Origin of the sequence: Dorea sp. YH-dor226, from assembly GCF_039832105.1 — a bacterium.
Lineage (GTDB): Bacteria > Bacillota > Clostridia > Lachnospirales > Lachnospiraceae > Dorea_A.
The window spans coordinates 32,294-52,722 of sequence record NZ_JBDOHS010000005.1; the positions used below are offsets into that span (position 1 = coordinate 32,294).

A 20,429-nucleotide genomic window follows, 5' to 3' on the forward strand; every position below is an offset into this window, starting at 1 on the left:
GCAGCAGAAAACCACCTGATTTTCTGCTGCTTTTATCAAGCACACAGCGGATCCCGACCCTTCTGCCGCTGCAATGTGATATTACATAAAGATGTTAAGTATCAGAACTTCTACAACGCCGACTGCCCATGCAACCGTTGAAGTTACAGACCAGATTGTAAGCTGATCTTTTGCCTCACTTACACCAAGTGTACGGTTAACAACCCAGAAATAGCTGTCGTTGAAGTATCCAAAGAACAGAGAGCCTACACAACATGCAACTGCTCCAAGCAGCGGATTTGCGCCTGCTGCAATGATGATAGGTGCAGAGATACTTGCTGCTGTTGTCATAGCAACTGTACCGGAACCCTGGATAAATCTCATTGCTGTAGAGATCAGTAATGGAAGAACAACGATTGGAATTGCTGTCTGAGCAAGTCCTTGTGCCATAAAGTTTCCAAGACCGGAATCTTTGATGATCTGTCCAAGAGCTCCACCACCACCAGTTACCAGCATGATGATACCTGCAGACATCATACCTTTTTCCATCTCTGAAAGTGCTTCATGTCTGTCAAGCTTTCTTCCAAGTGTAAAGATAGCTACCAGCAATCCAAGACCTACTGCGATAATCGGCTGTCCGAGGAATACCAGAATCTCCATAGCGCCGGTTGTTTTTCCAAGAGCAGATGCAACTGTATTGATCAGAATCAGGATAATCGGCACGATCAGAGGCATAAATGACTCCAATGCTCCAGGAATGCCAGTCATATCCATAGCAAAAGCGCCTTCATAATCCGGCTCCTGATAAGGAGCTTCTACGATTTCACCTTCGTCATTTGGTATACGATAATACTTCTTTGACAGGAATAATCTTGCGTATGCAATACATGCGATTGCCATTGGAAGTGCAAGAACAATTGTCAGAAGAATGAATTTACCAACATCGATTCCAAAGATACCGCACACACCTAACGGTCCCGGTGTAGGTGGTACCAGAGAGTGAGTAATAACAAGACCTGCCGCAAGTGCTACACCAAGTCCGATTACAGACTTCTTTGTTGCTTTTGAGATCGCTTTTGCGATCGGAGCAAGTACTACGAATCCGGAATCACAGAAAATCGGAATAGATACGATGAAACCTGTCAATGCCAGAGCTTCCTCTTCTCTCTTTTTACCAAAAAGCTTCAGGAATGTATGTGCCATTCTCTTTGCAGCTCCGGTAACCTCAAAAATCTGGCCCATCATAACACCGAATCCGATGATGATACCGATACTTCCAAGCGTTCCTCCAAATCCGGAAGTAATAGAGTTTACAATACCGAACGTCTTCTGAACGCCATCCACTTCAATTGTTGTGTTAATCAGCGGCATTCCACCGATCACACCAACGATAACAGTACAGATGATCAACGCAAGGAACGCCTGTACTTTCGTTTTTAACACCAAGAATATCAGGACTACAATACCAATTGCAAGACCAAGTAACATTCTTTCCCCACTAAGTCCATTTACCATAACTAGACCTCCTCTTACTCCAAAAATTTTATTTCGTAAAGTTTGGTGCGTATTTCGCTGCAAGAAGGATCGCTTCAATCATGCTGACAGCGCTTACAATACCTTTGCCTGCGATATCAAATGCAGTTCCATGGTCAACAGAAGTACGCAGAATCGGCATGCCATTCGTGATTGCTATCGTCTTTTCAAAATCAAGTGTCTTTGTAGCAATATGTCCCTGATCATGATATAAAGACAATACACTGTTATATCTGCCGAGTGCAGCCTGATGGAATACAGAATCCGCTCCAATCGGTCCTGCAACATCATATCCCTCTGCCTTTAATTCTTCAATTGCCGGCATAATCTCATTGACCTCTTCCCATCCGAACAGTCCATGTTCTCCGCTATGAGGATTCAGTCCGGCAATTGCCATCGTTCCTTCTGTTACTCCCAGTTTCTTCAGAGCCTCTGTACATCGTTTTACGTAATCAATGATACGGTCCTTCGTAATCATATCAAGCATTTCTCTCAAAGATACATGTCTGGTTAAGAAAAATACTCTCATTCCGTTGGTCTCAAACATGGTCAGTGGGTCTTCTGTTCCTGTAAGAGCACCAAATATCTCCGTATGTCCGATGAAATTAATATTTCCCGCACGCAAAGACTCTTTATTGATAGGTGTTGTAGCAACAGCATCAACCTTGCCATCATTTGCAAGCTCAATACTTTTTGCAATATATTCATATGCTGCCTTGCCGCACATGCCATTGACCTTGCCAAATTCAAATCTGGCCATGTCAACATTGCCTAAGTCAATCAGATTCAATACACCCTCACGGAAGTCTCCTTCTTCCGGTTCACCGATTACATGAACCGTAAGATCAGCACCTACAATCTTAATTGCATTCTCCATGATGGTCTTGTCCCCGATAATGATACAATTTGCTGCCTCAAATACTTCTCTGGAAGCAATTGATTTTGCAACAATTTCCGGTCCGACTCCTGCCGGATCTCCGATTGGTACTGCGATTAATGATTTTGCCATAATGTCTCATCCTTTCATTGATAAATATTTAGATATACAATTTTTCTTTCAGATAGGTAATACATCTGTTGATTGCATCTCTTCCACCCTGGCTTCCGCCCTTAGTGATAATGTGAATGCCCTCAAATTCTCCCTTCAGAAATTGTCCGTAAGCCGCAAGCGGAAGCACCTCATCCTTCAGATCCAGTCCTGCTGTCTGAAATCTCTGACACACGGCAACTGTAATGTCACCACCGCTTGTGTAAAGTCCCAGGAACGTCGGTTCTGCTTTAAATATCCGATAGGTAATCTCCGCAAATGCGTGATTAATGATACCGGTCACATCATCCATGGAGCACTGATATCTCTCCATATATGGTTTAAAGTCAATCCGGTTTTCCGGATAGATACCATCACCCGTTACCGTTGACACGATATTCCGGTCACACTCATCCAGAATAGATTTTACAACCCGTGCAATCTCCTGTTCCCGTCTTTCATCACTTTCCAGTAACTCTCTGGTATGTACGAACTCATTATGTGTTCTCTGAGACAGCCACAATTCTTCCATCTGAGCAGTCGTGTTCGGATTCACGCTTCCTACTACGGCCAGGATCTTATTCTTCTGCTTCTTTTGCGTCGGAGTAATCAGCTTTCTTGATAACGTTGCAGTAAAGACTCCCGGGTCAACAGCTACCACTTTCATCTTGCTCGTAATGACTGCATCTGCGATCAGATCCAGATCTTCCTGTGTCACACAGTCCAGCGTAATGATCCGGCTTCCTTCTTCCACGCATTTCTTCATCAGATCTGCAAGATAGTGCTTTCCATGCATCAGATCCTTCATTAATATAGTAGAAACCTGATACTTGCTCTGCTGCTCAAACAATACTCCTGCTTCCGATATCTTAACCGGAGTCTTTGGATCGATCGCAATATCTGTCTTATGGAGCGGAAGTCCATTCACCAGCATATATCCACCGGCAACGATTCTTCCGGAAGATGGGAAGCACGGTGCCACAATGGCAACATACTCTTCTCCAAGGCAGTCCAGCATGGCATCCGTCTCACTTCCAAGATTTCCTCTCAGTGTACTGTCAATTCGTTTGGAGTACACTTTTACCTCATCACTTTTCAAAAGCTCACATACATTATATACCCGATTATAAGCAATCTCCGAAGCCACTCCTCTGCTGTCTGTCGGATATAATACACAATCGCAGTCTGCGAGTGTTGATAATTCTATCCGCTCCGTATTCATAACCGTGTATGCTTTATAATTCATTTTTTTCAGAAGTACTCCGGTAGCATTTGCTCCGGTCAGGTCATCTGCAATTACAACACATTGTGGCATAATCAGACTCCTTTCTTGTAAACACATTCTAGCATTTATTTTTGTTCGTTTATGTTTATATCTTACTTCTTTTGTAACTTTTTGTCAATTAAATCTAAATTTTATCAATCTTTTCAGCTAATCGCACAACAGAAATGTTTGTTTTTGTTTAATATAAACAATTATTTGTTCATAAGAACTTCTACCGCCTCACGAAGAGTCGTAATCTCTCCAACATTACCCGGGAAGATTACATACGGTGTCAGTGGAAATTTGCTTTCTTCGCCGGTCTGCCATACAGGAATTCCCGGTTTGATCTGACCAAGTACATTCGCTTTTTTAACTGCAAGAGCCTTTGTTCCCACATCACTGGAAGTGATACCTCCCTTTGCAATTACAAAGCTCGGTGTAATACTCAGTCTTCCAACTAACGACTGAACTGCATCTGAGATTTTTACAGAAAGTCTCAGCTCATCCTCTTTATCGCCTGTATCAGCAGTAATCAAAGCACGTGTTGTGAAGCAGCAAACCGTCTTTCCAGCCTTGATGCATTCCTCTTCCAGGTCAAGGCATCTCTGTACCTCGGCCTCAAATGCAGCATCATCCTTCACCAGTGTTGCATTCAGCTCAATAAACTCAATGTCAGTTAACTTCTTAAGTTCTTCCACCTGTTTTGTTGTCTTATCTGTATGTGATCCAACTACGACGATTCCACCGTTTGTTGTCTCTTTTACTACCATCTGTTCTCTGGTAAGAAGCGGCTGATCAGTCACGCCTCCCATTACCTTTACGATTGCCGCAGCTGTACGGAACATGAATACTTTACCTTTTGCCATAGCACGGTATAAAGCGACGCAAAATACCTTGATATCTGCATAATCCACCGCATTCACAATAATCTTGTTAAAATCCTTCACTTCCATCAATGCAGCTTCAATCTTATCGATATCCATATTGTGAATATCTTCCAGTGAGATGCAGGTAACATCAGAAGCTTTGTATTCTCCCTTTGTCTTCTCTTCTACATACTCCGGCATAGTTGCTGCTGAATATCCGAATGTCTTATCCTTTGCAAATTCTGTTTCATTTGCAGGAACCAGCTCCTCACCGTACTTTACATAATGAACATTATCGATCGTAAATCTTCCGCCTTCTTTAAAAAACGGACACAGAATCTCACCGTCGATTGTCTTCTGTGTATTCTTTTCATAATTATCTTTCAGGATCTTTGTTTCCAGCGGATAATGTCCACGGAGAGTACTGTCACTCCGGCTGATAAAGATATATTCTTTTCCGGTTTCTTTTGCGACCTCATCTACAACAGCTGCAATCTCATTGTGCGCTTTTGTTGTCTGTTCTACCGTAAATCCTCTGGAATTTGTCAGAACATAGAACAGGTTGTTTGCTTCTTCAAAGCCCTGACGAATGGTATCCTTTTCCCAATTGGTATAGACTGTGATATCATGTACTGTCTGTACGCCGGTCGGATCATCATCCAGAACAACGATCTTTTTGTTATTCGCTGCAATCTCTTTCTGCAGCAGTTCATCAATATATGCCTCGTCGATTTTCTTATATGAAGTCAGTACTTCTGCATTTAATGCCATCTTGTCATCCTCCTTGGAAACGTAATATTAATCAACTTTCTTTACTTCAACATCAGCAAGCTTTTCAAAATACTGTACGATTCCGCCGTGGTCATCATTCATATGTCCATGGATCTTCAGTGTCTGAAGGATTTCATACAATTGAGCAGTATACGGAATCGGAACATCAAGAGAATGTGCAGTATTTACAACGTTCTTAATATCTTTGTGATTGATACGGATCGGTCCGCCCGGTTTGAAATTACGCTCAACGATCATTGGAATCTTTGCATCCAGAACTGCACTTCCTGCAAGTCCGCCACGGATTGCTTCGTATACTTTCTGCGGATCAGCTCCGGCCTTCACTGCAAGTACAAATGCTTCTGACACAACTGCAATCGTGTTATTAACGATTACCTGGTTTGCAAGCTTTGTAACACTTCCACTTCCGGACTCACCGATCAGTAATGCAGAAGATCCCAGAATATCAAAATATTCTTTCATTGCATCAAAATCCTTCTGCTCTCCACCTGCCATAATCGCCAGTGTTCCATTGATCGCACCTGGCTCACCACCGGAAACCGGTGCGTCTACAAAACCGACACCCAATTTTTTCAGTCCTTCATAACACTCTTTTGACTCAACCGGAGTAACAGAACTCATATCACATACAACGCTTCCGGCTTTGACCGTAGATGCAACTCCTCCTTCATCAAATAAAATTGATTTGGAGATTGCTCCACTCGGAACCATGATGATGATTCTTTCACATGCTTCTCCAATCTCCGCATAGGTAGCTTCCTTTGCGCCTGCTGCAACAACATCTGCCACTGCCTCTTTGTTCAGGTCTGATACCAGCAGTTCAACACCTGCCTTTAAGAGATTCTTAGCCATCGGTCTTCCCATGATACCCAGTCCAATAAATCCTACCTTCATACTTCATACTTCCTTTCTTTGAACATTTTCATTGTTTGTTTTTGAAACAATCCGTTCCTTTTTGTTTCTGATTTCATACTACAGCATACCGGTATACCGGTCAAGATGCTATTTATCTTTCTCCCTTTTTTACAGTTTTTTCATTCTTTTTTTGTTCAAAATTACTATATTTCTTTTTTCTTTTTCGTCACGTTTTTAACAATATGTACAATTCCCCTTTTTCCTCGCTTTCTCATTGCTATTGACCCTTTTTCTGTATTGTTGTATGATATCAATAGAATTTAAAAAGCGAAAAACGCAGGGTTTTTGTTAAAAATATATTTATCACCCCTGATCATTTTCTCATAACACGTAACCGAAGGAGCTACTATGATACCATTAAACGAACAGGCATATCAGCATCTCCAAAGTCTGATCATGACCAATAAGCTTTCTTATCAGAAGATCTATTCTGAAACAAAATTGGCAAAAGAACTGGGAATTTCCCGGACCCCTTTCCGTGACGCCATCCACAGACTGGCACAGGAAGGTTATATTGACATTATTCCAAGCAAGGGATTCACGCTTCATCAGCTGACAAAAAAAGATGTAGACGAGACATTTCAGGTTCGTTCTGCACTGGAAACCTACTGTACGTTTCAGATCAGCAAACAGGCAGATACCATGAATGCTAAGAAATTATTTCTGGAATTAGATCTGATCATGGAGAATTTAAAAAGAATTCTGGAGACTACACAGTCTATTGAAGAATTTTCCGAGTATGATTTTCAGTTTCATACTAAGATTGTACAATATCTTAATAACGAACAATTCGTGTCCATTTTTGCGACCTTCATGTACCGCATGAAGAAGCTTGCTGTATTATCACTGTCACACGAGGGCAGAATGCAGAACACTTATGATGAACACCTGGCAATTCTGAACGCGATGAAACGCGGCGATACAGAACATATTTACGAGATCACACTGAACCATATGGATACACCAAGGGATCTCAATCTCGAAGATCTATAAACAGGGATTGTTGCAAAGTATTTTGCAACAATCCCTGTCAGACTTCTCAGACACCAGTATTTCCAGGTCTTTCCATCACCTTATCCGTACTGTTTCCGGTATCCTCAAACCCATATTTGCGATACAGCCAGTCCGCTGACTCCGTGTGCAGAATTCCATAAAGATGTCCATAATCCGCGGTCACCGCATCCATCAGCACACGTCCCAGTCCTTTTTTACGATACCTTTCGTCAACCACCACATCCATCAGGTAGTATGTCGTTACTGTATCCGTCATCACTCTTGCATATCCGACCATATACCCGTTCGAATCAAATACACCATACGGAACGGAATATTTCATTGCGTCCAGAATTCGTTCCTCGCTTCTGTCCTTTGCCCATTCTGTTGTTCTTAAGAGCTCGACAACACGCTTTGGATCCATATTTTCGATTCCCTTGCGAATACAGAACCCAGATTCCTTTTCCGTAACCTTCTGTTCCTTCATATTATTCTTCATTGCCTCTACCTCTTCTCCTTTATTACCGGGTACTCTTTTCTGTAATTATATACCTGTTTTCATGGTTGTAAAAGAGGAAGTTCACCTTGCTATTTTCTTATATATTTGATACTATATGCAGGGTAGCGTCGTTTGGGACTCTCCCGGGAATCTCTCATGTATTCCCTCACAATATATAACTTAAAAATCAATAAGGAGTATACAACCACTATGATCAGTACAAGTAACGTAACATTGCGGGTTGGTAAAAAAGCCCTGTTTGAAGATGTAAATATCAAATTCACAGAAGGAAACTGCTATGGACTGATTGGTGCCAACGGTGCCGGCAAATCCACTTTTCTCAAGATTCTGTCCGGACAGCTGGAGCCTTCGAAAGGAGAAGTGATCATCACTCCGGGAGAACGTCTGTCTTTCCTGCAGCAGGATCATTTCAAATACGACGAGTATCCGGTTCTGGATACCGTCATGATGGGAAATGCACGTCTCTACGAGATCATGAAAGAAAAAGAAGTATTATACGCAAAAGAAGACTTCACGGACGAAGACGGTATGAAAGCCAGTGAACTCGAGGCTGAATTCGCAGCCATGAATGGCTGGGAAGCCGAGTCAGATGCCGCTTCTCTTTTAAATGGTCTGGGAATCCCGACTGAGATGCACTATGACATCATGGGAACCCTGAATGGTCCGGAAAAAGTAAAGGTACTTCTTGCCCAGGCACTGTTCGGTAATCCGGATATTCTGCTTCTGGATGAGCCTACCAACCACCTGGATCTGGATGCCATTGCATGGCTGGAAGAATTCCTGATCAACTTTAACAATACAGTCATCGTTGTATCCCATGACCGTTATTTTCTGAATAAAGTCTGCACACAGATTGCCGATATTGATTATGGTAAGATCAAACTATACGCCGGAAATTATGACTTCTGGTATGAATCCAGCCAGCTTCTCATCCGTCAGATGAAAGAAGCAAATAAAAAGAAGGAAGAAAAGATCAAAGAACTTCAGGAGTTTATCTCCAGATTCAGTGCCAACGCTTCCAAATCCAAGCAGGCGACCTCCAGAAAACGTGCGCTGGAGAAGATCCAGCTGGATGATATTCAGCCGTCCAGCCGTAAATATCCGTATATTGACTTTCGTCCAAACCGCGAAATCGGCAATGAGGTATTGACTGTTGAAGGACTGAGCAAGACGATTGATGGTGAAAAAGTGCTGGACAATCTTTCCTTTACACTGAACCACGATGACAAGGTTGCCTTTGTGGGCAGCAATGAACTTGCAAAAACCACATTATTCCAGATTCTTGCCGGTGAGATGGAACCGGATGAAGGTACTTATAAATGGGGAATCACGACATCCCAGGCTTACTTCCCGTTAGACAGTGGAAATGAATTCAACAACGACTATACCATTGTAGAATGGCTCACACAGTATTCCGAAGAAAAAGATGTCACTTATGTAAGAGGTTTCCTCGGTCGTATGCTTTTCTCCGGTGATGATGGTGTCAAAAAAGTCAGTGTGCTTTCCGGTGGAGAAAAAGTACGCTGTCTGTTATCCAAGATGATGATCAGCGGTGCCAATGTTCTGATTCTTGATGAGCCTACCAACCATCTGGATATGGAAAGTATTACTGCACTCAATAACGGGATGATCAAATTCCCGGGTGTTCTTCTCTTCTCCTCCAGGGATCACCAGATTGTACAGACAACCGCTAACCGAATCATGGAAATTGTTCCCGGCGGAAAACTGATCGACAAGATCACTACTTATGACGAATATCTTGAAAGCGATGAGATGGCCAGAAAGAGACAGACCTACACCGTTCAGGAAGAAGATAATTAAAAAAACTGCCGCAGCATGTAGCGTCTATAACAGCGCACCACATGCTGCGGCAGTTTTCATCATCAGCGCTTCATACGTTCATGAAGCACTCCATATACTTTATCAAAATCTTCCTGTCGTCCGTCTCCTTTGGTACAGGATATGATTTCATGACGTTTTCCATTCTTGTCAGTAAGGAAGAGCACCTTTTTTACATCTGCCTGTTTTCCCACCTCTATCTTTTCCATATCATTCAACTGGTAGATAAAGATATCCGTCCGAAACCCAAGAACATAATCTCTTGCAACTATGATGTGTTCATCCGGAAGTTCAAGCGCATCCCCTGCGGCAAGCTGTCGAAAAAATTCCTCCTGATCATCCACACCGGAAAGCTTCTCTTTAAATTGCTTCTGTGCTTTTATGTTTGTCACAGCCAGAAATATTCCCATTGCGGCAAACACAGCGGCCATGGCAACATTGGAAAATAAACAGATCAGTGCCAGACACAATAAGCTTCCCCACACGATCATTCCAGTCTGTAATTTCTTTGCACGTTCACTGACAAATTCCGCATATTTCTGCTGACCGGCATTTTCAATTCCCATGGGCGCACCTCCTATTCCACTACTAACGGATTTTCTCCGGGAAACCTACTTTTTTCTGCACCTTACGCAAGGTCTTTGTTGCATAATAATTCGCCTTCTCTGCATTGTTCTTAATGATTCCGTCAATATAAGCTTTATCCTTTTCCAGTCTCGCCACTTCATCCTGCAGCGGTTTCAGAACAGATACAACAGCCTCACCGACAGCCATCTTAAAGTCACCATAACCTTTTCCGTCAAATTCTTTCACTACATCTTCCGGCGTTTTTCCGGTACATGCACTGTAGATATCAATCAGATTCTTAACTCCCGGCTGTTCATCCCGATACAGAATCTGTGCTTCAGAATCGGTCACTGCACGTTTACACTTTCTGAGAATCGTATCCGGATCATCCATAAGATAGATACTTGCATTCGGATTTTCATCAGATTTGGACATTTTTTTCGTTGGATCCTGAAGACTCATGATCTTTGCCCCCACTTTTCCCACATAGGCTTCCGGGATCGTAAAGACATTTCCATAAATATTATTAAATCTCTCCGCAATATCTCTGGTGAGCTCCAGGTGCTGCATCTGATCAATTCCTACCGGAACAACATCTGCCTGATATAACAGAATATCTGCCGCCATCAGTACCGGATAGGTAAAAAGTCCTGCATTGATATTATCTGCATGCTTGGCTGACTTATCTTTGAACTGTGTCATACGGTTCAGTTCTCCCATATAAGTAAAGCAATTGAGGATCCATGCAAGTTCTGCATGTCCGGACACATGAGACTGGTAATAAATACAGTTTTTCTCCGGATCCAGTCCGGCTGCAATATACAGAGTGAGTAAAGCTCTGGCTCTTTTTCTCAGAGTAGCCGGATCCTGTCTCACCGTGATGGAATGCATGTCTACAACACTGTAAAAACATTCATACTCATCACTGAGTTTAACCCAGTTCTTTAAAGCTCCGAGGTAATTACCCAGAGTCAGATTACCTGTTGCCTGCATACCACTGAATAATACTTTTTTATCATTTATCATTTTTAATCTCCTCCTTCAGTCTATGATGCGTTCTGCATACCATTGAATTAACGGACCTGTGCATCCCAGTCTTCCACTTCATCATCATAATATACGACATTTTCTGATAATATTTTCATATCATTGCCTGTCACCTGTACCTCGGTCACCGCACAGTTCTTATGTACTCCCTGTCCCCAGTACTCCTTCAGCGACAGGTGTTTTATATTATTAAGCATACCCGCCAGGGCCGCACCATGAGTTGCAATCAGAATATTGCATTGTTCAAACTCTTTTTTGTGAATAAGATCCCCCAGAAATTCACCGGTTCTCTTCTTCAGATCCGCAAAAGACTCTCCTCCATTTGCCGGCACAAAGTTTTCCGGATCAGTAAAAAACTTCTGGAATTCATCCGGGAGCTCACATCTGGATTTTTCGAGGCTTTTTCCTTCATAATCCCCAAATGCCATCTCCATGATCCTATCGTCTTCTAAGATCGGAACGTCTCTTCCTTCCAGTATCAATCTGGCAGTTTCTCTTGCTCTGCACAGAGGACTTGATATACAGTAATCAAATCTGACATTCTGCAGTCCTTTTGCTGTCTTTCTAGCCAGACTTTTTCCGAATTCATTCAGAGGAATATCCACCTGTCCCTGAATTCTTCTGCTTTTATTCCAGTCAGTTTCTCCATGTCTTACAATATATAGCTTCATATTGCTCCTCCTTAAAACGTACCCTGTTAGTATAGCACACCTTCCTGTGTTTTTATAGTAATTTTAATTTAAAAATGCTATAATTAATTACAATTCATCCACAATACTATATTGTTCAGGAATAGAAAAAGGAGTGTATCAATATGGAAAAAATTACAAGCTTTACAATAGACCACCTGCGTCTGGTGCCGGGAGTCTATGTATCCCGCGTTGACTACGTGGAAGGACACCCGATCACCACTTTCGATCTGCGTATGACCAGTCCTAATGATGAACCCGTTATGAATACTGCAGAAGTACACACGATTGAACATCTTGCAGCGACATTTTTACGCAATCATAAAGATTATGCCGACAAAACGATCTACTTCGGACCAATGGGGTGCCGCACCGGGTTCTATCTGCTTCTTTCCGGATCTTATGAATCCAGAGATATTGTACCGCTTATGATTGAAATGTTCACTTTCATCGCTGAATTTGACGATGAAGTGCCTGGTGCAAGCCCAAAAGACTGTGGCAATTACCTCGACATGAACCTCCCGATGGCAAGATATCTTGCACGCAAATATCTGGACGAAGTCCTGGAACACATCACAGAAAAGCAGCTCATCTATCCGGAATAATCTCAGAATTTACCGGACCGGTCCCGTGCAGTTCTCCAGTCTCTGATCTGCACGGGATATTTATCGGTTCAGCACCTGAATCTGACATATTTCCATCGCATTCAACGCATTCTCATGACTCTGCGGCGTGACACCGGCACAACAGGACGCATCTACCATGACAGGCACCTCCGGAAGAAACGCTTTTACGAGCATTGCGTTAGAGATCACACAGATATCCGTACACAGACCGATCAGAGTAACCGACTCTACTCCCGTCTTCCCCTGCTTTCTCAGATCTTCATCATATGCACACAGTAATGCTCCCAGGTATCTGCTCCCAAATGTCGGTTTATCAATCGGTTCTTCTTTTCGAAGTGCGTCAATCTCCGGATGTATTTCCCATCCTGCAGATCCCCGGATACAATGTTTTACCGGAAGATTTCTTCCCTCCTGTGTATCCATATAATTTTCCCCATGTGTATCCCGGGTATACATCACTCTTCCATCGAAAGTTTTTATCTTTTCCACAACCTTTGGTACGATCGATACTGCTTCTTTTGTTCCCAGTGCTCCATCGATAAAATCATTCTGCATATCAACTACTATCAATACATTCATAAGATACTCCTCTCCATATGGAAAAAGAGGCTATTGCCTCTTTTTCTTCATAATTTATTCCATATTCCCCGGAAATCTCGGAATTCCGTCAAATCCGACCTTCAGATCTGCATCTGTCGGAATGTAATCTTTCATCTCACCATTATGGAACTTTTCATAAGCAACCATATCAAAATATCCGGTACCTGTCAGACCAAACAGAATCGTCTTCTCTTCTCCAGTCTCTTTACATTTCATAGCCTCATCAATTGCCACCTTGATCGCATGACTGCTTTCCGGCGCCGGAAGAATGCCTTCCACTCTTGCAAACTGCTCTGCCGCTTTAAACACTTCCGTCTGTTCCACACTTCTTGCCTCCATATATCCATCAGCATATAACTGTGACAGTATAGAACTCATACCATGATACCGGAGACCTCCTGCGTGGTTCGGTGACGGAATAAACCCACTTCCAAGTGTATACATCTTAGCCAGCGGGCATACCATACCGGTATCGCAGAAATCATATGCATATACGCCTCTGGTAAGACTCGGACAAGATGCCGGCTCTACCGCGATAAACTGATAATCTGCTTCTCCTCTCAGTTTTTCTCCCATAAACGGAGAGATCAGTCCGCCGAGGTTTGATCCACCGCCTGCACATCCGATAATGATATCCGGCTTGATTCCATACTTATCCATTGCTGCTTTTGCTTCCGCACCTATCACAGACTGGTGAAGTAATACCTGATTTAATACACTTCCCAGAACATATCTGTACCCTTCCGTACTGGTCGCTACCTCTACCGCTTCCGAGATCGCACATCCCAGACTTCCGGTTGTACCCGGATGTTCTGCCAGAATCTTCTTTCCAATCTCAGTCTCTGTCGAAGGTGACGGTGTCACGCTTGCTCCATATGTTCGCATTACTTCACGTCTGAATGGCTTCTGTTCATAGGAACACTTCACCATAAACACTTTACAGTCCAGATCCAGATAAGAACATGCCATGGAAAGTGCAGTTCCCCACTGTCCGGCTCCCGTTTCTGTCGTCACACCCTTCAGTCCCTGCTTCTTTGCATAATAAGCCTGTGCGATCGCTGAATTCAATTTATGACTTCCACTGGTATTATTTCCTTCAAATTTGTAATAAATCTTTGCAGGTGTCTGTAATTTTTCTTCCAGACAATATGCTCTTACGAGCGGTGCCGGACGATACATCTTATAAAAGTCCTGAATTTCCTGTGGGATAGCAATATATCTGTCATCGTTATTCAATTCCTGCTGAACAAGCTCTTCACAAAATACTCCGGACAGTTCCTGTGCTGTCATCGGCTCTAATGTTCCCGGATTCAAAAGCGGTGCAGGCTTATTCTTCATATCTGCACGTACATTATACCATGCCTTTGGCATCTCGTTCTCTTCGAGGTAAATCTTATAAGGAATGTTTTTGTCTTTCTGATCTTTCATTATTTTGATCTCCTTTCATTGAAAACTCTCGGGACATGGGATTTTTTATTATAGATTCATTTTTCCATAAATAAAAAATACCCTTATCCCATACAATCACTATTGCAGGGACAAGAGTAATATTATCAACTCCTGCGGTGCCACCCGGCTTGGTATATCATCCTGTTCATATACCCTCTCATGCGTACTGCCATACGCGGACTTTGTTAACGGAGTACCCTCTCCGGCTTACTTACTCTGTTCTGCATGGTCTACATTTCAGTTTGCCCTCGGAAGTCCATTCCCTATAGCTTTGACCTGCTGCAATCCCACCGTCTGCAACTCTCTGTGAAGCAAATATCCATAAGTACTTACTCTTCCTCATCGGTTTGATAACACTTTACCACAGTGAATTATCATTGTCAAGTTTTAATTCTGAATTTGCAGGAGCTTTCTCTTCAATTCTTCCTCAAGACGAAGCATCTCTTTCTCAGCTTCTGCCCGTTTTTGACGTCCCTCCTGCTGAATCTTCATGACCTCGTCAAAGGTTGTGATCAATGTCTCATTTGTATGCTTCAAAGTCTCGATCTCGACCACTCCCCGTTCAGATTCTTTCGCAGTATCTACTGTAGCCATCTGCAGCTTCTGCGCATTTTTCATCAACAGTTCGTTGGTCATGTCAGTCACCTGACGCTGCGCCTCGGCAGCCTGTGCGGAATGCTCTACTCCAAGAGCCAGTACGATCTGACTCTTCCAGAGAGGGATGGTATTCACCACTGTAGACTGTATCTTTTCCACCATAAGGGTATCATTACTCTGCACCAGCCGGATCTGCGGGGCAGTCTGCAGAGAAACGGTTCTGGTCAGTTCCAGATCATGAATCTTCTTCTCAAAACGATTGCACATGCCGTCCAGATCCTTTGCAGCCTGTGCATCTTCCGCAAGGCCGGTCTGGCGGGCTTTTTCAAGAAGTTTTGGAATCTCTTCTGTTCTTATCTCATAAAGCTTCTTTTTCCCTGCCAGAATATACATGGACAATTCCTTAAAATAAGTCAGATTCAGTTCATACATCTTGTCCAGCAGCGCAATATCTTTTAAAAGCTGTACCTGCTGTTTTTCCAGCATCTTACAGATCTCATCGATATTGGTTTCTGCCTTTGCGTATTTCGCTTTCATACTCTGAAGCCTGTTTGATGATTTTTTAAAAATTCCGAAGAATCCTTTCTCTTCCTCCTCATCAAAACTCTTCAATTCTTTCACAACACCGGAAAGCAGCTCTCCGACCTCTCCCAGATCTTTGGTTCTTACATTTTCCAGAGCCTTTTCAGAAAAATCTGCCATCTTCATCTGAGTTCCGGCTCCATACTGCAGAATCACCGTAGAATTAGTCAGATCGATCTGGCGGGCAAATTCATCGACCGTCTGTCTCTCTTTTTCAGACAGCATGGATTCATCAAATTCCTTTAATTCATCATTCATAATCTTCTCTCCTCTATTTTCCCCATTCATTTTCAGTCAGACCTTCCTGTGCCAGCATGGTACGCAGCACAGATATATCGGAAGATACATCCCATGCTGTATCCTGAAACAGATCATCCAGCAATTTTTCGAATGCCAGATTTAACGTATCCAGCGTCGCTTCGATCTCTGCTTTGGACGAACGGATATTCTCGCCGTTTACAGGCTGTGAATCCAGTTCCTGATACGCCTCTAACAGCCTCACAGTCGTCGGAAGATAATATTCCATCAGTCTCCGGATATCCTTTACCGACTCCGGACTCTGCTCGATTCTGTCAAAGATCCTGTCTACCAGCAGTTCCATATGGGAAATCTTTGCTGATATCTCTTCTCCCGGGATCGCGTCATTACATTCATGTATTTTACGAATATATGCATCGCCCTCTTCCAGCACCTGCCGGATCTGTGGAGCGAGTTTCTCGTATTCCATCTTCTCTTTTTGCCTTTCCTGCTCCTGTGCCTTCTGCTGCTTTTGTGTTCTGATCCGCTGTTCTTCTTCTTCTCGTTCCGCCTGCATGCGTTCCTTTCGAAGTCTCGTATACTGGTCATACATCTCATCCGAAACAATAAGGCATGCCTTGTCTGCATCCAGATGTCCCTCCCGGAACCACCCTTTCTTTATCATATACTCCAGGTCTTTTACCACATATTTACTTTTTTTCCCGATTCCGTCCGCAAGTTCTCTGATATTGCAATACTCCCTGCATCCGATCTTCCGAACATATTCCTCAAAACGGCTGGCCCTGTCAATACTTGAAAAGCCCTTTCCTGCAATGATTCCCCCTGTCACACTGATGACCATAAAACCTGCAAGGAGCAGAATACTACTGTATATATTGCCGACCCCTGCTAAAAGAGTATGTATGATCATCACTGCCAGCATCAGCAGAAACGACAGACCCAGAAGTCCTCCCGTGATCATGGACACATATCCCCACACTTTCAAAGAGACAGTTTTCCGGTACAGCTGTGTCTTCGGCTTCATCTGGCATTTCTGAGCAACCGGCTGTTCCCCGCATGACCGCGTCCACTGTTTTCCGGCTGTTTTCATTCCCTGGGTAAAGCCATCCACTGCGCTGTTTATTGTATTTGTAATTGTCTGATTCAACTGTTCAAAATTCTGAGAATCAATCGCATCCTGCACTGTATTTCGAATCGTCTCGCCCAGTTTTTCCCAATCCTGATTCACCATCTTGTTGTCTTATCCTTCCGTTATACCTTTTATGCTACAGATAAATTGATTGTATCATAATTACATTTAAATGAAAATGGAAACAACAAAAAAGGATTGCTGTAAAATAAAGATATACTCTCTATTTTTCAACAATCCTCTTCTAATATCTTTCAGGAAACAATTAAGCTAATTTAGCCTTAGCTGTCTCAGCAAGCGCTGCAAATCCTTCTGCATCGTTTACTGCCATCTCTGCAAGCATCTTTCTGTTGATATCGATATTTGCAAGCTTTAATCCATGCATGAACTTGCTGTAAGAAAGTCCATTCATTCTTGCTGCAGCATTGATACGTGCAATCCATAACTGACGCATCTGACGTTTACGCTGCTTTCTTCCTGCATAAGAAGATGTAAGAGCTCTCATAACAGACTGTTTTGCAACTCTGTACTGTTTAGAACGTGCTCCTCTGTATCCCTTTGCTAACTTTAATGTTCTATTATGTCTCTTTTTAGCGTTTAAACCGCCTTTAATTCTTGCCATGTCTTATATCCTCCTTCATTTACTGAACCTTATCTTAGAGATATGGTAATACTTTCTTCATGTTCTTTACATTAGTTGCATCAGCGATGGTTGATTTTCTAAGATTTCTTTTTCTCTTTGTAGATTTCTTAGTTAAGATATGGCTCTTATAAGCTTTATTTCTTTTTAATTTTCCTGTACCTGTCTTTTTGAAGCGCTTTGCAGCTGCTCTATTTGTTTTAATTTTTGGCATGATAAGTTCCTCCTTAAATTTGTAATATATTTTTAACGTTTTTCAGTTAAAACCATGCTCATACTTCTGCCTTCCAGTTTTGCCGGCTTTTCAACGACAGCCACATCCTCAAGCATCTTTGCGAAATCATCAAGAATATGCTTGCTCTGCTGCATATGTGCCATCTCACGTCCGCGGAAACGCAGAGTTACTTTTACTTTATTTCCTTTTGTAATAAACTTTTTCGCATTATTCACTTTCGTATTCAGATCATTTGCCTCGATATTGGGTGAAAGACGCACTTCTTTTACTTCAACGGTCTTCTGCTTTTTCTTTGCCTCTTTCTCCTTTCTTGCAAGCTCATATCTGTACTTTCCGTAGTCAATAATCTTGCAGACAGGCGGCTGAGCCTTCGGAGCTATCTTTACAAGATCAAGATCTGCTTCCTGAGCAAGCTTCATTGCCTCTTTCGGAGACATAATTCCCAGCTGATCTCCATTCTCTCCAATCACTCTTATCTCTTTGTCTCTAATCTGCCCGTTAATCATTAATTCGCTAATTGTTGTGCACCCCCATCATAAAAAAATAAGTGAATAGTTTTGAGACTATCCACTTACATATTTCCATAAAACGACCTGCAAAAGATCTCTATGTGCAATATCAAACCAGTAGTCACCCGATTGTGCTATGGTGAGAGTGGATACTCTACTTTATTTTTTGCCTTACGCATCTATTAATTTAACACATCTGAATACGTTTGTCAATCTGTTTTTTTATTCTTTTACAGTTCCTGTTCAGATGCATATATACTATATTATTTTACTACTTTGTTTCATTGTTGTCTATAATTTTCCTTGAAAAAAACTCTGTTTCATGGCATAATCAACTCCATAGAGCAATTTATTTGAGGAATGTTCGTATTATCAATTGAGGAGGTTTTTTTCACATGCAACAAGAAAGAAGTAATTTTACCAACAAGCTCGGATTTGTTCTGGCCGCTGCCGGATCCGCTGTCGGACTTGGCAACATCTGGAGATTTCCATATCTTGCAGCAAAATATGGCGGAGGAACGTTTTTACTGATTTATCTGATTCTTGCAGTCACATTTGGTTTCAGCCTTATGATTGCCGAGATTGCTATCGGACGCAAAACAGGACTCAGTGCCATCGGCGCTTTCCAGTCACTGGATAAGCGGTTCGGATTTCTGGGAATTCTTGCATCCGCGGTCCCAATTATCATCTTCCCATATTATTCTGTTATCGGAGGATGGGTATTGAAGTATTTTGCAGTTTTTATCAGCGGCAACATGACTACATCTGCTGCAGATGACTATTTTCCGTCATTCATCAGTGGTGCCTTTGAACCGCTTGGATGGTTTGCACTATTCCTTGGAGCCACAGCCATCATCGTATTATTCGGTGTTGAGAAGGGAATTGAAAAAGTAAGTAAGATCCTGATGCCGCTCCTGGTAGTCTTAACCTTATTTGTCGCAGTCTATGGTCTTACCATAGATGGTGCAATGGATGGACTTGCTTATTATCTGAAACCACATATGGCAGACGTTTCCGCCAAGACGATCCTTGCTGCTATGGGACAGCTGTTCTACTCCATGTCTCTTGCTATGGGTATTATGATTACATATGGTTCTTATATGAAGAAAGACAATAATCTTGAAAGTTCTGTCCGTCAGATCGAGATCTTTGATACCGGTGTTGCATTTCTTGCAGGTCTTATGATCATTCCTGCCGTATTTGCTTTTTCCGGTGGCGACCGCAGTCAGTTAAGTGCCGGTCCCGGTCTGATGTTTATGACACTTCCGAAAGTATTTAACAGCATGAAGTTTGGCGGAGTCGTGGGAACATTGTTCTTCATTCTTGTATTTTTTGCCGCACTTACATCCGCAATCTCCCTGATGGAGACCATCGTTTCCATCTTTATGGACAAACTCCACTGGCAGCGCCGTGGAACCTGTATCTTTGTCTTTGTTCTTGCATTGATTATGGGTATTCCGTCTTCCCTCGGATTCGGTCCTCTGAGTTTCATCAGCTGGATGGGTATGTCCGTTCTGGATATTATGGACTTTGTAAGTAACAGTGTATTGATGCCGATCGTTGCATTCTTCACCTGTATCTTTGTTGGATTCATCCTGAAGCCAAAGACAGTTGCAGACGAAGTAAAAGAAGGCGGTGCAAAATTCGGAGCAGAAAAGATGTTTACTGTTGTAATCAAATGGATTGCTCCGATCTTCCTGGTACTGATTCTTGCAAGCTCCATCGCAAGCGCACTTGGATTATTTACAATCTAAAAATACAATAATTCATCTA

The 20,429-nt window shown here is 42.5% G+C and carries 20 protein-coding genes; 4 read left to right on the top strand and 16 right to left on the bottom strand.

The annotated features are described in order from the left end of the window. Positions 1-81: 81 nt before the first annotated feature. The 5 genes from ABE547_RS05860 to garR all read right to left on the bottom strand — a co-directional run bounded on the left by ABE547_RS05860 (position 82) and on the right by garR (position 6,355). Complete coding sequence (locus ABE547_RS05860; RefSeq protein WP_347377885.1) at positions 82-1,494, bottom strand: gluconate:H+ symporter; 1,413 nt, start codon at positions 1,492-1,494, stop codon at positions 82-84. A 28-nt stretch (positions 1,495-1,522) separates the two neighbouring features. After that, entirely contained in the window at positions 1,523-2,521 is a 999-nt protein-coding gene (pdxA, locus tag ABE547_RS05865; protein ID WP_347377886.1) for a 4-hydroxythreonine-4-phosphate dehydrogenase PdxA, read from the bottom strand. 28 nt (positions 2,522-2,549) lie between these two features. Continuing rightward, on the bottom strand, positions 2,550-3,854 hold the full coding sequence (locus ABE547_RS05870) for a four-carbon acid sugar kinase family protein (RefSeq protein ID WP_347377887.1): 1,305 nt from the start codon (positions 3,852-3,854) through the stop codon (positions 2,550-2,552). Between the two features lie 161 nt (positions 3,855-4,015). Further along, complete coding sequence (locus tag ABE547_RS05875) at positions 4,016-5,440, bottom strand: four-carbon acid sugar kinase family protein (protein ID WP_347377888.1); 1,425 nt, start codon at positions 5,438-5,440, stop codon at positions 4,016-4,018. Positions 5,441-5,467: 27 nt separating this feature from the next. Further along, positions 5,468-6,355, bottom strand: coding sequence for a 2-hydroxy-3-oxopropionate reductase (garR, locus tag ABE547_RS05880; RefSeq protein WP_347377889.1), 888 nt, complete (start codon positions 6,353-6,355; stop codon positions 5,468-5,470). Between the two features lie 369 nt (positions 6,356-6,724). Between garR and ABE547_RS05885 the strand changes: the two genes are divergently transcribed. Further along, entirely contained in the window at positions 6,725-7,369 is a 645-nt protein-coding gene (locus ABE547_RS05885) for a GntR family transcriptional regulator (RefSeq protein ID WP_347377890.1), read from the top strand. 46 nt (positions 7,370-7,415) lie between these two features. Here the strand turns inward: ABE547_RS05885 and ABE547_RS05890 are convergent, their stop codons facing one another. After that, the gene (locus ABE547_RS05890; protein ID WP_347377891.1) at positions 7,416-7,868 is read right to left on the bottom strand and encodes a GNAT family N-acetyltransferase; all 453 of its coding nucleotides are present in this window, start codon (positions 7,866-7,868) and stop codon (positions 7,416-7,418) included. Between the two features lie 210 nt (positions 7,869-8,078). Here ABE547_RS05890 and ABE547_RS05895 point away from each other — a divergent pair, with 210 nt between their 5' ends. After that, on the top strand, positions 8,079-9,710 hold the full coding sequence (locus ABE547_RS05895; RefSeq protein WP_347377892.1) for an ATP-binding cassette domain-containing protein: 1,632 nt from the start codon (positions 8,079-8,081) through the stop codon (positions 9,708-9,710). A gap of 62 nt (positions 9,711-9,772) precedes the next feature. Here the strand turns inward: ABE547_RS05895 and ABE547_RS05900 are convergent, their stop codons facing one another. The 3 genes from ABE547_RS05900 to ABE547_RS05910 are packed head-to-tail and all read right to left on the bottom strand — an operon-like array spanning position 9,773 to position 12,013. Continuing rightward, positions 9,773-10,294 (bottom strand): hypothetical protein, encoded by a 522-nt coding sequence (locus tag ABE547_RS05900; protein WP_347377893.1) that lies wholly within the window; start codon positions 10,292-10,294, stop codon positions 9,773-9,775. A gap of 22 nt (positions 10,295-10,316) precedes the next feature. Next, positions 10,317-11,321: a tryptophan--tRNA ligase gene (gene trpS / locus ABE547_RS05905; RefSeq protein WP_347377894.1), complete on the bottom strand. Its 1,005-nt coding sequence runs from the start codon at positions 11,319-11,321 to the stop codon at positions 10,317-10,319. 47 nt (positions 11,322-11,368) lie between these two features. Continuing rightward, entirely contained in the window at positions 11,369-12,013 is a 645-nt protein-coding gene (locus tag ABE547_RS05910; RefSeq protein WP_347377895.1) for a histidine phosphatase family protein, read from the bottom strand. Between the two features lie 143 nt (positions 12,014-12,156). Here ABE547_RS05910 and ABE547_RS05915 point away from each other — a divergent pair, with 143 nt between their 5' ends. Continuing rightward, positions 12,157-12,636 carry an S-ribosylhomocysteine lyase gene (locus ABE547_RS05915; RefSeq protein WP_347377896.1) on the top strand — a complete coding sequence of 160 codons (480 nt, stop codon included), beginning with the start codon at positions 12,157-12,159 and terminating at the stop codon, positions 12,634-12,636. Between the two features lie 60 nt (positions 12,637-12,696). Here the strand turns inward: ABE547_RS05915 and ABE547_RS05920 are convergent, their stop codons facing one another. From ABE547_RS05920 to infC, 7 genes are all read right to left on the bottom strand, one after another. Beyond that, positions 12,697-13,236 carry an isochorismatase family cysteine hydrolase gene (locus ABE547_RS05920; RefSeq protein ID WP_347377897.1) on the bottom strand — a complete coding sequence of 180 codons (540 nt, stop codon included), beginning with the start codon at positions 13,234-13,236 and terminating at the stop codon, positions 12,697-12,699. 54 nt (positions 13,237-13,290) lie between these two features. Then, the gene (locus tag ABE547_RS05925; RefSeq protein ID WP_347377898.1) at positions 13,291-14,685 is read right to left on the bottom strand and encodes a TrpB-like pyridoxal phosphate-dependent enzyme; all 1,395 of its coding nucleotides are present in this window, start codon (positions 14,683-14,685) and stop codon (positions 13,291-13,293) included. Positions 14,686-15,093: 408 nt separating this feature from the next. Further along, the gene (locus ABE547_RS05930) at positions 15,094-16,143 is read right to left on the bottom strand and encodes a toxic anion resistance protein (protein ID WP_347377899.1); all 1,050 of its coding nucleotides are present in this window, start codon (positions 16,141-16,143) and stop codon (positions 15,094-15,096) included. A 13-nt stretch (positions 16,144-16,156) separates the two neighbouring features. Continuing rightward, on the bottom strand, positions 16,157-17,374 hold the full coding sequence (locus tag ABE547_RS05935) for a 5-bromo-4-chloroindolyl phosphate hydrolysis family protein (protein WP_347377900.1): 1,218 nt from the start codon (positions 17,372-17,374) through the stop codon (positions 16,157-16,159). A gap of 163 nt (positions 17,375-17,537) precedes the next feature. Continuing rightward, positions 17,538-17,894, bottom strand: a complete 357-nt coding sequence (gene rplT / locus ABE547_RS05940) for a 50S ribosomal protein L20 (protein ID WP_347377901.1) — start codon at positions 17,892-17,894, stop codon at positions 17,538-17,540. A gap of 34 nt (positions 17,895-17,928) precedes the next feature. Next, positions 17,929-18,126: a 50S ribosomal protein L35 gene (gene rpmI, locus ABE547_RS05945; protein ID WP_347377902.1), complete on the bottom strand. Its 198-nt coding sequence runs from the start codon at positions 18,124-18,126 to the stop codon at positions 17,929-17,931. 32 nt (positions 18,127-18,158) lie between these two features. Beyond that, entirely contained in the window at positions 18,159-18,653 is a 495-nt protein-coding gene (gene infC, locus ABE547_RS05950; protein WP_347377903.1) for a translation initiation factor IF-3, read from the bottom strand. A 398-nt stretch (positions 18,654-19,051) separates the two neighbouring features. Here infC and ABE547_RS05955 point away from each other — a divergent pair, with 398 nt between their 5' ends. After that, positions 19,052-20,410: a sodium-dependent transporter gene (locus ABE547_RS05955; RefSeq protein ID WP_347377904.1), complete on the top strand. Its 1,359-nt coding sequence runs from the start codon at positions 19,052-19,054 to the stop codon at positions 20,408-20,410. The last annotated feature ends 19 nt before the right edge of the window (positions 20,411-20,429 follow it).

Bases quoted from the DNA above. Each gene is read 5' to 3' on its own strand.
- ABE547_RS05925 (WP_347377898.1), bottom strand. From the start codon at position 14,685: ATGAAAGATCAGAAAGACAAAAACATTCCTTATAAGATTTACCTCGAA.
- ABE547_RS05955 (WP_347377904.1), top strand. From the start codon at position 19,052: ATGCAACAAGAAAGAAGTAATTTTACCAACAAGCTCGGATTTGTTCTG.
- ABE547_RS05875 (WP_347377888.1), bottom strand. From the start codon at position 5,440: ATGGCATTAAATGCAGAAGTACTGACTTCATATAAGAAAATCGACGAG.
- rpmI (WP_347377902.1), bottom strand. From the start codon at position 18,126: ATGCCAAAAATTAAAACAAATAGAGCAGCTGCAAAGCGCTTCAAAAAG.
- ABE547_RS05885 (WP_347377890.1), top strand. From the start codon at position 6,725: ATGATACCATTAAACGAACAGGCATATCAGCATCTCCAAAGTCTGATC.
- ABE547_RS05900 (WP_347377893.1), bottom strand. From the start codon at position 10,294: ATGGGAATTGAAAATGCCGGTCAGCAGAAATATGCGGAATTTGTCAGT.
- rplT (WP_347377901.1), bottom strand. From the start codon at position 17,894: ATGGCAAGAATTAAAGGCGGTTTAAACGCTAAAAAGAGACATAATAGA.
- ABE547_RS05890 (WP_347377891.1), bottom strand. From the start codon at position 7,868: ATGAAGAATAATATGAAGGAACAGAAGGTTACGGAAAAGGAATCTGGG.
- ABE547_RS05860 (WP_347377885.1), bottom strand. From the start codon at position 1,494: ATGGTAAATGGACTTAGTGGGGAAAGAATGTTACTTGGTCTTGCAATT.
- trpS (WP_347377894.1), bottom strand. From the start codon at position 11,321: ATGATAAATGATAAAAAAGTATTATTCAGTGGTATGCAGGCAACAGGT.
- ABE547_RS05910 (WP_347377895.1), bottom strand. From the start codon at position 12,013: ATGAAGCTATATATTGTAAGACATGGAGAAACTGACTGGAATAAAAGC.
- garR (WP_347377889.1), bottom strand. From the start codon at position 6,355: ATGAAGGTAGGATTTATTGGACTGGGTATCATGGGAAGACCGATGGCT.
- ABE547_RS05920 (WP_347377897.1), bottom strand. From the start codon at position 13,236: ATGAATGTATTGATAGTAGTTGATATGCAGAATGATTTTATCGATGGA.
- ABE547_RS05935 (WP_347377900.1), bottom strand. From the start codon at position 17,374: ATGGTGAATCAGGATTGGGAAAAACTGGGCGAGACGATTCGAAATACA.
- ABE547_RS05895 (WP_347377892.1), top strand. From the start codon at position 8,079: ATGATCAGTACAAGTAACGTAACATTGCGGGTTGGTAAAAAAGCCCTG.
- infC (WP_347377903.1), bottom strand. From the start codon at position 18,653: ATGATTAACGGGCAGATTAGAGACAAAGAGATAAGAGTGATTGGAGAG.
- pdxA (WP_347377886.1), bottom strand. From the start codon at position 2,521: ATGGCAAAATCATTAATCGCAGTACCAATCGGAGATCCGGCAGGAGTC.
- ABE547_RS05930 (WP_347377899.1), bottom strand. From the start codon at position 16,143: ATGAATGATGAATTAAAGGAATTTGATGAATCCATGCTGTCTGAAAAA.
- ABE547_RS05915 (WP_347377896.1), top strand. From the start codon at position 12,157: ATGGAAAAAATTACAAGCTTTACAATAGACCACCTGCGTCTGGTGCCG.
- ABE547_RS05870 (WP_347377887.1), bottom strand. From the start codon at position 3,854: ATGCCACAATGTGTTGTAATTGCAGATGACCTGACCGGAGCAAATGCT.